Source organism: Desulfosporosinus sp. FKA, assembly GCF_002196785.1.
Classification (GTDB): Bacteria; Bacillota; Desulfitobacteriia; order Desulfitobacteriales; family Desulfitobacteriaceae; genus Desulfosporosinus; species Desulfosporosinus acididurans.
The window spans coordinates 263,709-276,575 of sequence record NZ_NAHZ01000028.1 but is presented as its reverse complement, the minus strand read 5'-3'; the positions used below and the strand labels follow the sequence as shown (position 1 = coordinate 276,575).

Genomic DNA, 12,867 nt, shown 5'->3' with positions numbered 1-12,867 from the left:
TATAAATGTGGTTACCGCTATTAGGCTTAGTGCTAGGGTTAGCAATTGGGTATGTCAGTCCTTTTTCTGTCCCGATAGAATACGCCAAATACTTTTCTGTAGGAATTTTAGCTGCTTTGGATTCCGTTTTAGGAGGTATTCGTTCAGCTCAGGAGGACCATTTCGACAGTACTGTATTTCTAAGCGGCTTTTTCAGCAATATGCTTTTAGCAGCGGCTTTAGCCTATGTGGGAGATCGAATTGGAGTTGATCTTTATTTAGCGGCAATTGTAGCCTTTGGCGTGCGCTTGTTCAATAACCTTGGAAGTATTCGGCGCCACCTGTTAAAAAAGTAGCAATACACGGCATAAACTATGTATTTTGCTGAAAGTTTTTATTTTAAAAAAAAGGGATAAGGCCTGTACATATAGAATTTGTAAGGTCATATGTATTAAAATGTTAAGCAAGTGGATTTTAAGTTTTCGCACCGGCAGTTGGTTAAACATTATAATGTATTGCCAAAGGTGCTTTTAGAGAGAATTGTTATAACAAGGCTCATTTTTCTTTGTGTTCGGTCAGAATAAGCGAGGGGGTTAAACCTAGATGCTAGAATTTGAAACTGATTTAAACCAAATAGCCGAAATAAGGGTAATTGGTGTGGGTGGCGGAGGAAATAACGCGGTTAATCGTATGATTACCGCTGGTTTACAAGGGGTAAATTTTATAACTGTTAATACAGATTCACAGGCCCTGCAGCTTTCACATGCGAGTCAAAAAGTGCAAATCGGGATAAAGTTAACTAAAGGTCTTGGAGCAGGCGCAAACCCTGATATCGGGGCTAAAGCGGCGGAAGAAAGCCGCGAAGAATTGGCTAAGGCACTTAAGGGTGCGGATATGGTTTTTGTAACAGCTGGTATGGGCGGCGGCACAGGTACAGGAGGAGCACCAATTGTTGCTGAAGTGGCAAAGGAGATGGGAGCCCTCACAGTAGGTGTTGTGACCAGGCCCTTTACGTTTGAAGGACGTAAAAGGGCTATGCAAGCCGAAAAAGGGATTGCTGAACTTAAGAGTAAAGTAGATACATTAATTACAATACCTAACGACCGTTTGCTCCAGGTTGTGGACAAGCACACGACAATCCACGAAGCATTTCGGATTGCCGATGATGTTCTGCGCCAAGGGGTGCAAGGAATTTCCGATTTAATAGCAGTACCGGGATTGATCAATTTAGACTTTGCAGATGTGAAGACTATTATGTCTAATACCGGTTCGGCTTTAATGGGAATCGGACAAGCCACAGGCGAAAATCGAGCCGTTGATGCGGCCCGCAAAGCTATCTCCAGCCCCTTGCTGGAAACGTCAATTGAAGGTGCCAAGGGAGTGCTGCTGAACATTACGGGTGGAATCAATTTAACGCTCTTTGAAGTCAATGAGGCGGCAGGAATTATTTCTGAAGCGGCAGATCCCGAGGCTAATATAATCTTCGGTGCTGTAATTGATGAGAATCTTAAAGAGGAATTAAGGGTTACTGTTATTGCCACTGGTTTTGATCAGCAATACGCGGGTCTTTCGGGAGCGCAAAGTAAGTCTCAGGAAACTACCATCATTAAACCGGTAACTAAGGAAGTAGATATTGATATCCCCGAGTTTCTGCGGCGCCGTAAGTGAATATAAAACATCTTAATGAATTACTCTTAGCTGTATTAAAGCACTCCCTTTGGGGAGTGCTTTAATATTTGACAAATCTTATCCTCAATTAGCGAATTGATTTAGCAGACGTTTGCGAAGGGAGTATTCTATTAATTGCTATTATAAGTTTCAGATAGTAATTATTTTTAAAAACTTGGTTTTCTATGAAGGAAATCGAAGAATAATGTAGAATGTTGCAAAATAATTAGGGAATTTAAGATTAGAAGGATGATGATGTCTGTATGGGATTATTCAAAGGTAAGAGTTCCGAAATTCTTACGCCTAATTCCGATTGTGAAAAGATGTATAAGGCTTTAAGTCAATCTGATTTTACCAGATCCTTGGAAGTCGATATTGAGACTTCAAGTCCCCTTTATCCTGTGGTGGAAATTCTTAACCGCGTCATTGACGAGAGACAGGAGGCATCTTCGGCTTCATTGAAGGATATCGATAACTCTGTCAAGCGACTGATTAGTATGACCTCAATCCGTCAAATGCTGCATAAAGTGGAGGAACAAGCGGATCATTTAACAAGCCTTGCTGCCCAGTCTGAGGAATTGGGCGCTTCTTCGGATCAGGTAGCCCAGTCTGCTACCAATTCCTCAGGGTTTGTTGAGCAAGCGACAACAGCAGCTGTTTCCGGAGGTGAAAAAATACAAGAAGCCATTCACTTCGTTGAACGTTCATTTGATGAATTTTCCATAGTCAGCCAACAGGTTCAAGAAGTATTGAATTCCATGAAGGACATTGAGAAAATTGTGACGGTTATTGCCGGAGTGGCTGATCAAACAAATTTATTGGCTCTAAATGCAGCTATCGAAGCGGCCCGTGCCGGTGAGCAGGGCCGCGGATTTGCTGTGGTTGCGGATGAGGTGCGTAAACTTGCCGAACATACAACGACATCAGTGACTGATATCCATCAGAAAATTGCTGTTCTTAGTCAGAGTTCTTTCGAAACAAATCAGAAAATCGTGACACTGTCGCAAACGATGTACAATGGTAAAACGATAATGCAGGAAGCAGCATCATCCTTAGAGGGAATCATCGAAAATTTTACGTCTATCACAGAAGATATCCAAAACATTGCTGCCAGCAGTGAAGAGCAGAGTGCAGCTGTTCAAGAAGCGGCCGGAAGCATTTCTACGTTAACTCTGGCTGCTGAAGAAATTAAAAACATCGCCGAAGTAACCGGTCAAGGAATTTATGATCTTAGTCGGGATCTAGAAACGATTCGTTCAGAAGAAGTTACAAGAGTTCCTAATATGTCCGATTATCAAGCTTTGGAATTGTGTAAAACAGACCATCTCTTATGGACATGGCGAATTTACAACTTACTTTTGGGGTATGAGCATCTGACTGCCAAACAAATCGGTGACCATCATGACTGTCGTTTAGGTCAATGGGTTGAAAGCAACCACTCCCTACACTTCCGTTCCTCCAATGTTTTGACCAAGCTGGAAGCGCCGCATAAACTAGTTCATGAACTGGCTCGTGAAGCGGCCGCAGCGATCGAACAAGGCGACAAAACGAGAGGGGGACAACTGCTTCGTGAGATGGCTCAAGCCTCACAAGAGGTGGTTGCCGTTTTACAAGAACTACAGCAAGAGTGTTAACTCAATCCTCTACAAAATCGTCATTTATGCCTGTCGGGAATGAACCAAGCATTCCCGACAGGTTTTTTCGTGTGTCGGATCACCATGCTGCATAGTACCACCAAAACTCTGTTTCTGGGGCGGAACTGTAACTTTTGGCTATATTATATTTTCGCTTGTACTTACCTGACCTTTCTAACTCGTCGATCCATGGAGGCTTGGCAACAGCCAAGTTTGATCTAAAACTACACGACTCGTATTCATTCTCCTAAAAAATCCCAAACAGAACCACTGAAAGCGACAGCTTTTTCCTCCGCCGCTAAGCTATAATTTTTAGTAGAGATCTGGAAAGGATGCGTCAATGAATGGAGCGATGACTTATCTTGATTTAGATATGCTCATAAATGGAAGCGTAGATGCACTTCTTCTTGTTCTAGTGGGCCGAATGATTCATTTGCCAATTCGATCGAAACGAATACTGGCTGGGGTCTTGCTTGGGGAAATTCCGGTAATTTTAATGTGCTATTCCTGTCCGCCCTGGACGACTCTGAGCAAGTGGCTCATCCCTTTCCTCATGGTTTTAGCAGCCTATCCGATCCGGAGGTTGAAAGTTTTTCTTAAAGTCTTCCTGGGGTTTTGGCTTTTTTCCGCCGGACTCGGGGGGTTTGTTTATGCTTTATGGGGGTGGATACAGTTTGATAAGGGCCTAGATAACAACACACTTACCCTTGTCAAAGGAACTTTTTGGATTTTGCCCTTGTCGGGATTTTTATGGTGGATACTACAAGACCGCTGGCAGCGATGGCAGACAGGACGCTGTCGCTTAGAAAAAAACCTTTTTGAGCTGGAAATTGATTTCGAAGGTGATGGTCGAAAACTTATCAATTTTAAAGCCTTGTTGGATACAGGCAATCAGCTGAAGGACCCGTTGAATGGCAATCCAGTCTTACTCGTGCAAGAAGAGGCTGCAGCGGCCTCGATACCCGATGAAATACAGTCCTTTCTGGAAATACCCTGGGAGGAAAGTGAGGATCCATGGCCATTCTTATGGAAAGAAAATCCGAATCTAATGAAGCGTCTTGTCTTTATTCCCTTTCAAACCATTGATCGCCGGAGTTGGCTTCTGGGGATCAGGCCTGCTCGGGTCACTTGTTTTGACAAGGATGGACCTCACCAAATCCAGGCAACTGTGGCTCTTGTTAAACAAATATTAAGTTCGGAGGGTGAATATCAAGCGTTACTGCACCCGGAACTATTGCAGAAAGGTGGAGATGAATAATTGATGTGGTGGAGTAATGTTCTCGATAAAATTAATCGTTTTTGGGTCGTGTTTCGCCGGAAATTCTTTTCGGCGCGAGGTATTTATTATGTCGGAAGCAGTGAAGCTCTGCCCCCTCCTCTAAATTCGGACGAAGAAGGAATGCTCTTAGAACGTCTGGAAATGGGTGATCCTTCGATCAGGGATATCTTAATTGAACGCAACCTTAGGCTCGTAGTGTACATTGCCAGAAAGTTTGAAAATACCGGGATAGGCATTGAAGACCTGGTTTCTATCGGAACCATTGGCTTAATCAAAGCGGTTAACACGTTTGATCCTCAAAAGAAGATAAAATTAGCAACGTATGCCTCCCGTTGTATCGAAAATGAGATTTTGATGTATCTTAGACGTAATAACAAGACTCGTTCTGAAGTATCTTTTGATGAACCTTTAAACATTGATTGGGATGGGAATGAGTTATTGCTTTCTGATGTACTGGGAACAGAAAATGATGTCATCTCTAAACCTATTGAAGAACAAGTTGACCGACAGTTATTGCATTTAGCTATGGAAAGACTGACAAACCGAGAAAAAATTATTATGGAATTAAGGTTTGGTTTAGATAATGGGGTAGAAAAAACTCAAAAGGAGGTAGCTGATCGACTTGGTATTTCACAATCCTACATTTCAAGACTCGAAAAACGAATAATTCGTAGATTACGAAAAGAATTTTGTCGGTTAGAATAAGTAAAACGGTCAACGGGCATACTTTCCAACAGAATTGTCTGGGGAGGTGCTCTTAAGTTGGCATTAAACAAAGTTGAAATCTGTGGCGTGAACACCTCGAAATTACCTGTTCTATCTAGTGCGAAAATGAAAGAGCTGTTTGTGATTTATCAAGCCGGAGATCGCAGTGCACGAGAAAAATTAATTCATGGGAATCTTCGCCTTGTACTCAGCGTGATTCAAAGATTTACAAATCGAGGCGAATATGTTGACGATTTATTTCAGGTCGGATGTATTGGATTGATGAAAGCGATTGACAACTTTGATCTTAGCCAAAACGTAAAGTTTTCAACTTACGCTGTGCCCATGATCATTGGAGAAATTCGCCGGTACTTAAGGGACAATAACCCCATAAGGGTAAGCCGATCACTTAGAGACATTGCTTATAAGGCCTTGCAAGTAAGAGATCAATTAGTTTGTGAGTGTTCGCGTGAACCAACAGTTGCTGAGATCGCCAGTAAGCTGTCACTGCCGCGTGAAGATGTTATTTTTGCTTTGGATGCTATTCAAGAACCTATCTCTTTGTTTGAGCCGATTTATCATGACGGGGGGGATCCTATTTTTGTTATGGACCAAATCGGTGATGATAAACAGACAGACAATGGATGGGTAGAGGGGCTTGCAGTCCGCGAGGCCCTTAGGCGTTTAAGCGAACGGGAAAAGCTGATTTTATCGTTAAGGTTTTTTAATGGCAAGACACAGATGGAAGTAGCTGATGAGATAGGAATATCCCAGGCCCAAGTATCCCGTTTAGAAAAGGCGGCTATGCAGCATATGCGCAAGTACGTATAAAAAATGTTAAAAGTCAAGGCTATTTAAAGACCATCACTCATATAATGATATATGACAGTTGAGCCTCGATCAGGGGGGAATAATCTATGCGAATCTCAGATTTACGCTTATTGGATATTGTCAATATCAAGGATGGTCGAAGGTTAGGCCCAATTAAGGATCTCGATTTGGACCTGGAAAAGGGTATTGTTAAAGGGATGGTGGTACCAGGGCCCGCCAGAGGCAGTTGGGGGCTTTTTGGCGGCGGAAAACCTGAGGATTTTATAATTCCTTGGGAACGGGTTAAGAAAATTGGTGTGGATGTAATTTTAGTTGATGCCCAAGATCTGCCTGAATACCATCCGGAGAATGATGAGCGCCGCTAAAAGTACTTACGCTGAGGCAATAGGCATAAGTCATGGTTCTTAAATCTAAGAACATGTGCTTATGTCTTTATTTGTATTATTATCCGGATATACGCCAATGTTTTTTAGTAATAGTCGAAATAGGACTAATAGCAGGTTTGTCCTTATGGTTATTAAATGATATATTAAAAAAGAAATTAAAGGAGTCAGAGGATGAACTGGAACTGGCAAAAAAAAGGAGAATGCACCGTTCTAACAATTTCAAAGTGGCTTGAAGAAGGAATTGATATAGGCTTCTCGACACGTAAGGGAGGTGTCAGCCACTCCCCCTACGACAGTTTAAATTTGGGACTCCATGTTGGTGATGAGGCTGGGGCTGTTTTGGAAAATCGTTCACGTTGGCTTGGTCTGTGGGATGTCTCCTGGCAGGGAGCTGTCGTGGGAGAGCAAATTCATGGAGCTAAGGTTGTATGGGTTGATGAGAAAGATGGCGGTCGAGGTCTCCGTGATCAAGAAACTGTTATTCCAGGCGTCGATGGGCTTATTACAAAGAGTTCCGTTGGTCTCATGACATTCTATGCAGATTGTGTTCCTCTTTATTTCTATTATCCTGATCTTAAGGCGGTTGGCATCGCTCATGCGGGCTGGAAGGGAACCTTACAGAAAATTGGCCGTAGAGCATTAGAGCGTTTTGAAGAAGCCGGAGGCAGCACGGAAAAGGCTTGGGCTGCCATCGGACCCAGTATCGGCCCCTGCTGCTACGTTGTTGATGAACGTGTCGCCAGTCAATTTCGTGCCAACTACGCAGAAACTCCCTTTCTGCGTCCAATTTCAGAAGGACAGTACCAGCTTGATCTGTGGGAAGCGAATAGAACTACATTGTTAGAAAAAGGTGTTCATCCGGATAATATTTCAGTGGCGGCCCTTTGCACAAAAGATAACCCGGAATGGTTTTTTTCTCATCGTCGTGATGGTGCTCGAACGGGACGGATGGCAGGTTGGATTAGAATTGGGGGGGATTTTGGTGGCAACAATACTGGTTGTGGATGATGAGGAACCCATTCAAGAACTGCTTAGATTTAATCTGGAGAAAGAAGGATATCGGGTTCGGGTGGCGAAAGATGGTCCGGAGGCCTTAGGGGCTATCGAAAAGGAACAGCCGGATTTGCTTGTTCTTGATGTCATGCTTCCGGGAATGGACGGTTTAGAGGTATGCCGCAGACTTCGTTTAAATACAAAGTTTCAGCAGATACCGATTATTATGTTAACGGCCAAAGGTGAAGAGATCGATAAGGTTCTGGGTTTGGAGCTTGGCGCAGATGATTATATGACAAAGCCTTTTAGTCCTCGGGAATTGCTGGCGAGAATTAAAGCTCGTTTACGCCGCTTGAATATCCCGGAAGATTCGGAAGCTATGATCGTACGGGGAGAGCTGCGTATTGACATTAATGGTTTCCGCGTTCTCATCCGAGGTGAAGAAGTTGAGCTAACGCCAAAAGAATTTGAGCTTTTACGCGTTTTTGCTGCCCACCCTGGCAAAGTGTATTCAAGAGACGAACTTTTGGAACGCATTTGGGGCTATGAGTATCATGGGGATACTCGTACTGTAGATGTCCATGTGCGGCATTTGCGTCTAAAAATTGAGCGTGATCCCTCGAATCCAGAGTACATAGAAACTCTGCGCGGAATCGGCTACCGTTTTAAAGGGTAATAATTATGAGTATAAAATGGCGCTTAACAGGACTGTACATTGTTATGACAGGATTGTCCATGCTTTTGTTTTGGGTTGGTGAGAGCGTAAAATTAAAAACAATTGGACAGGAGATAGACTTTGAAGTAGTAATCCTGGCAATCTGCTTTCCGGCGGGGGCGGTTTATGTTTATGCCAGTTATTTAGCTAAGCGATTAGAAAAACTTCATCTAGCCACTCAACGCATTGCGAGAGGCAACTTTGAACGAATTGATTTTGCGGATTCTACCGATGAAATCGGAGAATTTACGGCTGAACTGAACAGCCTTTCGAGGCATGTTGAGATGATTGTCCAAAACGGAACGCAAGAAGCTCACAAGATGGAGGCAATATTGGCTGGAATGCAAGAAGGGGTTGTCTCAGTTGATCATGTAGGCAGAGTTGTTTTAGTTAACGCAGCAGCGAATAGAATTTTTGAACGTCAGGATACGGAACGCAAGTTAAAATATTTGCTGGAGCTGACCTATGATTCAGAACTGGAACATCTAATTCATAACGTCCTTTCTGGCGAACCGAGTGCGACGAGGGAAACCCGCTTTGGCCAAAAGACTATCCAAAGTCAAGTTAACCCGATCTTAAATGAACATGGTCAGCCGCGAGGAGCCGTGATTGTCATGCATGATGTTACTGAACTTCGTCGTCTGGAGCAAATGCGTACAGAATTCGTTGCTAATGTATCTCATGAGTTAAGAACTCCCTTAACATCCATTAAAGGGTTTGTAGAAACACTCCTGGATGGTGCGGCGGATGTCCCTTCATTACGTGAACGTTTCTTAAAGATTATTCAGGCCGAGACCTTGCGTCTGCAGCGCTTAATTGAAGATCTTTTAACGCTGGCTCATTTTGAAGGGCGGGAGAACCGGGGAGGACTCGCTCCTGGTAAAATAAGTTATCTCCAGCAAGCCTATAAAAAGATTCAGCCGGTTATTCTTAGCTTCGCTCAAGTCAAAAATATCGAGGTTGAAGTTAATCTGCCGGATGATTTGCCGCCTCTTTCTATAGGTGAAGATTTGTTAAGTCAGCTGCTCTTAAATCTTTTAGAGAATGCTGTGAAATATACAACTGAGGGAAGAGTATGGCTGAATGCGCAAGTTTTTCAAGAGTATCTTCGCTTGGAGTTTGGCGATACCGGCTGTGGTATCCCTGAAGAAATGCTGCCCAGGATTTTTGAGCGTTTTTATCGTGTGGACAAAGCTCGCTCCCGAGAACAAGGGGGAACAGGCTTGGGCCTAAGTATTGTAAAACATATGGTCGAAGGAGTAGGGGGAACTATTGATGTTACTTCCCAACTTGGTGTCGGGACTGTTTTTACCTGTGATTTACCTCGAGCCAAGTAATGTTTCCTGATGATCTTATGTATCGAACATCAAAAAAGAGACTGGTTCTGGGAGGGGTCCATGGAGAAAAAGAAGAGAAAAAAAAGAAATCCATATGGGCTTTGGGTGATTCTATTCTTAATCTTGTTTGGAGGAGGTTTTTGCTACTATCGAGAGAATTTTTCCGCTGGGACAATAACTTTTAGCGCAGCCCAGTCTGGAACCATTACTCATGTCCGAAAAGTTTCTGCTGTTTTTGCGAATCAGGAGCAGCCCGTCAAAGCTCCCAGTTCAGGAACGATACAGTTTGTCGGCAAAGATGGTCAGCGCTTTAGACGAGGGGAAACTTTGGCGGCCGTACAAAATGGAGCTTCTTCCGGAGGTAATCAGAGTTCGCCGGGCGGCACTGTGATTACTGCTGATATGGGTGGCCTATTCTTTCATCAAAGCGATGGTTTAGAAACAATCATTACCAGTGAGAACATAATGTCGATGGATTTGGAAAAGTTAGTTGCTCAAACTTCTAAAGTTAAAGTCCCTGGTCAGACAGTTCAGGCGGGAGAGATTGTAGGTAAAATCGTGAATAATCTTTTGCCGACGATGGCTTTCCTCCAATTGCCAAGTATTGATAATCTCACTGTTGGAAAAACAATTCGTTTAACAGCAGGAAATCAAACGATGGATGCTCAAATTATGCGTAAATCTGAAAAACCTATGGGTATAATCGTTCAGTTTCCTCATTACGTTGATGGGTCAGCAACTGAACGACATCAAGAAATAACTTGGAACTATGCCCCCCAGACCAGTGGCGTTCTTGTACCTATAAGCGCTCTTTGGACACAGGGAGAGGAACAGGGTGTCTTTATTTCGGCTGAAGGGGTAATTCATTTTAAGAAAGTTAAAGTCCTTGATAAAAATGATCAACAAGCTTGCGTAGATAATTTGCCGGTGGGGATACCTGTTGTAACGAATCCGCGAAATGGGCTTGAGGGGCTAATTGCAAGGTAAAAAATATCTAGCTTCAGACTTTCGTAGCAGGAAACGGAGGAAAAGCGTAGAATTCTTTGCGAAGGGGATATTCAGGAAATGGAAGATTTGGGTATTCAACAACGTTTAATAGAAGTTCGTCAGCGAATTCTTCGAGCTATTGAGCGGAGCAACAGAAATTGTGCCGCAGTAAAATTGTTGACGGTTTCCAAGACCCAGCCTATTCAAAAAATTCAGGAGGCTTACCAGGTTGGGCAGCGAGCTTTCGCAGAAAACCGAATCCAAGAATGGCAGGAGAAGGTTTCACATATGCCGGATGATTGTGAATGGCATATTATGGGCAGACTGCAGACTAATAAGGTTAAATATTTGAATGACAAGGTTGCTCTTATTCATTCTTTGGATCGCCTTTCACTTTTAGAAGCCTTAAATGAACACGGAAGACGACAAGGTTTGATCTGGGCAGCATTGGTCCAAGTCAATATTGCTCGAGATCCTGCCAAAGCTGGCTTAGCTCCTGAGGAGGTTCCGGATTTTTTAAACTTAATTAAGGATTACCCTTTTGTTAACGTTCGAGGTTTGATGACAATTGGAGCTCTGGAGGCCAGCTTGCAAGATACTCGGGAATTCTTCCGCCAACTGAGAAATCTCCGTGATTCTTTGCAATCTCGCAGCTGGCCAGGTGTTGATTTGCGGGACCTTTCAATGGGGATGAGCCGAGACTTTGAATTAGCCATTGAAGAAGGAGCCACTCTTGTTCGAGTGGGACGTCAAATTTTTGGTGAACGCGGCTAGTCAGTAGGTAAGAAGTATTAGCTCTATGTAAAGAGATATATGAAAGGGAGGGCCAGCTATGGCAAAATTGATTGATAAGATGATTGGCATTATGGGATTTGCGGATGATGAACAGGAAGAGGATGTTTTTGAAGAACAGGAAAAAGAGAAAATTGACCAAGAAGAAATGCGCACCAGCAGAAAAAATGCTCCCGTTGTTAGTATTCATACGCAAAAACAAATGCGAGTGGTCGTTTTAGAGCCCAATACTTTTGAAGATGCCCAAAATATCGCTGATCAGCTGAAATCTCGACGGCCGGTTATTGTCAATCTGGAGAATGCTGAGAAGGTATTAGCAAAACGGATTGTTGACTTTATCAGCGGGACAACCTATGCCCTAAACGGCAATATGCAGAAAGTTGGCAACGGGATTTTTCTATTTGTTCCCAATAACGTTGATATTTCCGGGGAAATGCGAGATGAGCTGAAAGTTAAAGGTCTGTTTTGGTCAAAATAGGAGGGATTATTAATTGATTTCTCTAATTGCGCAGATTATCGATAAAGTGATTACAATCCTGATTTTTGCCATAATTATTCGAACGTTCCTCTCATATATCCCGAGATTAAAACCAAACCCTCTAATCACAATCATATATGATGTAACCGATCCTTTACTGAAACCGTTTCAGCGTTTTCAGATTAGTTCAGGGGGTATGGGACTGGATTTTTCTCCTTTGATTGCTATTATCGTCTTAAATCTGATTCAATCATTGATTGTGAGGCTTTTCTATTAGATGAAACCTTCTATAGATCGCAGTGTGCTTGGGTTTTGGAACGAAAAGGACCTACGTTTGACGGCTGCTCATCTTTTAGATCAACTAGATACAGTACTTCGGCATAACACTAAACAGGTTACTCCTTTTTTAAGTTTTGCCCTGCGGGATTGGTTTGAAGGGATTCTTAGGAAAGAAGGGTTAGCTTATTTGCTGGCAGGCGGGTTTCCGGACGCGGAACGCGTTCGTATTGTTATTGGCCCCTGGGGAGAGGCGTTAGATTCTGAGGATGCCAATCTGGCAATTCTTGAGGCTTGGCCTGCGAATCCTCAAGCTCGGCTCGAACACAGCCAGATTCTCGGATCTCTGTTGGGTTTAGGTATAGAGCGGGAGGTTTTAGGAGACATCTGTGCCGGTCAAGGCGCGTATTATTTAGTGACTTCGGCCGATATTGCTCCCTTTATCATCGATTATTGGAAACTAGCCGGACGGGAAAAAATTAAAGCGGCATTATGCAGTCAAAAGCCGAATATTCTGTCCGACAAGGGAGAGGAAAAACGGATTACAGTAAGTTCATCACGCTTAGATGCTCTTCTTGCCCATTCCTTTGGTGTATCAAGAACTTTAGCACAGGAATGGATTAGCCAGGGCAAGGTACGGTGCGAAGGCCTGGTAGTTAACAAAGCGGAACTTAAACTGCAGCCTGGAGAAACCATTTCTTGCCGGGGACGCGGACGTATTAAGCTATTGGAGTGTACTCAGACTCGCAAGGAACGTACGGCTTGGCAGCTTATTCTTTATAAGTCACAACGCCAGTAGGAGGGAAC

15 protein-coding genes are annotated in these 12,867 nt (G+C 43.3%); all 15 read left to right on the top strand.

Annotation, left to right across the window (positions count from 1 at the left end; translation table 11 throughout):
* Window positions 1-5 precede the first annotated feature (5 nt).
* Complete coding sequence (locus B5771_RS11840) at window positions 6-335, top strand: small basic family protein (RefSeq protein ID WP_047810778.1); 330 nt, start codon at window positions 6-8, stop codon at window positions 333-335.
* Window positions 336-582: 247 nt separating this feature from the next.
* Complete coding sequence (gene ftsZ / locus B5771_RS11835; protein WP_047810777.1) at window positions 583-1,647, top strand: cell division protein FtsZ; 1,065 nt, start codon at window positions 583-585, stop codon at window positions 1,645-1,647.
* A 263-nt stretch (window positions 1,648-1,910) separates the two neighbouring features.
* The gene (locus tag B5771_RS11830; RefSeq protein WP_088187678.1) at window positions 1,911-3,281 is read left to right on the top strand and encodes a methyl-accepting chemotaxis protein; all 1,371 of its coding nucleotides are present in this window, start codon (window positions 1,911-1,913) and stop codon (window positions 3,279-3,281) included.
* Between the two features lie 340 nt (window positions 3,282-3,621).
* The gene (locus tag B5771_RS11825) at window positions 3,622-4,539 is read left to right on the top strand and encodes a sigma-E processing peptidase SpoIIGA (protein ID WP_088187677.1); all 918 of its coding nucleotides are present in this window, start codon (window positions 3,622-3,624) and stop codon (window positions 4,537-4,539) included.
* A complete protein-coding gene (gene sigE, locus B5771_RS11820) occupies window positions 4,540-5,265 on the top strand; it encodes an RNA polymerase sporulation sigma factor SigE (protein WP_088187676.1) in 726 nt (241 codons plus the stop codon).
* 57 nt (window positions 5,266-5,322) lie between these two features.
* A complete protein-coding gene (sigG, locus tag B5771_RS11815) occupies window positions 5,323-6,096 on the top strand; it encodes an RNA polymerase sporulation sigma factor SigG (protein WP_047810773.1) in 774 nt (257 codons plus the stop codon).
* Window positions 6,097-6,182: 86 nt separating this feature from the next.
* Window positions 6,183-6,461, top strand: coding sequence for a YlmC/YmxH family sporulation protein (locus tag B5771_RS11810; RefSeq protein ID WP_088187675.1), 279 nt, complete (start codon window positions 6,183-6,185; stop codon window positions 6,459-6,461).
* A 192-nt stretch (window positions 6,462-6,653) separates the two neighbouring features.
* Entirely contained in the window at window positions 6,654-7,490 is an 837-nt protein-coding gene (gene pgeF, locus B5771_RS11805; RefSeq protein ID WP_088187674.1) for a peptidoglycan editing factor PgeF, read from the top strand.
* Complete coding sequence (locus tag B5771_RS11800; protein ID WP_088187673.1) at window positions 7,465-8,151, top strand: response regulator transcription factor; 687 nt, start codon at window positions 7,465-7,467, stop codon at window positions 8,149-8,151. The genes pgeF and B5771_RS11800 overlap by 26 nt, the downstream gene beginning before the upstream one ends.
* Before the next feature lie 5 nt (window positions 8,152-8,156).
* Window positions 8,157-9,527 carry a HAMP domain-containing sensor histidine kinase gene (locus tag B5771_RS11795; RefSeq protein WP_088187672.1) on the top strand — a complete coding sequence of 457 codons (1,371 nt, stop codon included), beginning with the start codon at window positions 8,157-8,159 and terminating at the stop codon, window positions 9,525-9,527.
* A 60-nt stretch (window positions 9,528-9,587) separates the two neighbouring features.
* Window positions 9,588-10,514, top strand: a complete 927-nt coding sequence (locus B5771_RS11790) for an HlyD family efflux transporter periplasmic adaptor subunit (RefSeq protein ID WP_088187671.1) — start codon at window positions 9,588-9,590, stop codon at window positions 10,512-10,514.
* A gap of 78 nt (window positions 10,515-10,592) precedes the next feature.
* Entirely contained in the window at window positions 10,593-11,288 is a 696-nt protein-coding gene (locus B5771_RS11785) for a YggS family pyridoxal phosphate-dependent enzyme (RefSeq protein ID WP_088187670.1), read from the top strand.
* Between the two features lie 58 nt (window positions 11,289-11,346).
* The gene (locus B5771_RS11780) at window positions 11,347-11,784 is read left to right on the top strand and encodes a cell division protein SepF (protein ID WP_088187669.1); all 438 of its coding nucleotides are present in this window, start codon (window positions 11,347-11,349) and stop codon (window positions 11,782-11,784) included.
* A gap of 13 nt (window positions 11,785-11,797) precedes the next feature.
* Complete coding sequence (locus B5771_RS11775) at window positions 11,798-12,061, top strand: YggT family protein (RefSeq protein WP_047810765.1); 264 nt, start codon at window positions 11,798-11,800, stop codon at window positions 12,059-12,061.
* A complete protein-coding gene (locus B5771_RS11770) occupies window positions 12,062-12,859 on the top strand; it encodes a YlmH/Sll1252 family protein (protein ID WP_088187668.1) in 798 nt (265 codons plus the stop codon).
* The last annotated feature ends 8 nt before the right edge of the window (window positions 12,860-12,867 follow it).

Excerpts from the sequence above, each read along its gene's own strand:
- ftsZ (WP_047810777.1), top strand. The coding sequence starts at position 583 with ATGCTAGAATTTGAAACTGATTTAAACCAAATAGCCGAAATAAGGGTA.
- B5771_RS11840 (WP_047810778.1), top strand. The coding sequence starts at position 6 with ATGTGGTTACCGCTATTAGGCTTAGTGCTAGGGTTAGCAATTGGGTAT.
- B5771_RS11830 (WP_088187678.1), top strand. The coding sequence starts at position 1,911 with ATGGGATTATTCAAAGGTAAGAGTTCCGAAATTCTTACGCCTAATTCC.
- B5771_RS11780 (WP_088187669.1), top strand. The coding sequence starts at position 11,347 with ATGGCAAAATTGATTGATAAGATGATTGGCATTATGGGATTTGCGGAT.
- B5771_RS11810 (WP_088187675.1), top strand. The coding sequence starts at position 6,183 with ATGCGAATCTCAGATTTACGCTTATTGGATATTGTCAATATCAAGGAT.
- pgeF (WP_088187674.1), top strand. The coding sequence starts at position 6,654 with ATGAACTGGAACTGGCAAAAAAAAGGAGAATGCACCGTTCTAACAATT.
- B5771_RS11785 (WP_088187670.1), top strand. The coding sequence starts at position 10,593 with ATGGAAGATTTGGGTATTCAACAACGTTTAATAGAAGTTCGTCAGCGA.
- B5771_RS11795 (WP_088187672.1), top strand. The coding sequence starts at position 8,157 with ATGAGTATAAAATGGCGCTTAACAGGACTGTACATTGTTATGACAGGA.
- B5771_RS11825 (WP_088187677.1), top strand. The coding sequence starts at position 3,622 with ATGAATGGAGCGATGACTTATCTTGATTTAGATATGCTCATAAATGGA.
- B5771_RS11770 (WP_088187668.1), top strand. The coding sequence starts at position 12,062 with ATGAAACCTTCTATAGATCGCAGTGTGCTTGGGTTTTGGAACGAAAAG.
- B5771_RS11790 (WP_088187671.1), top strand. The coding sequence starts at position 9,588 with ATGGAGAAAAAGAAGAGAAAAAAAAGAAATCCATATGGGCTTTGGGTG.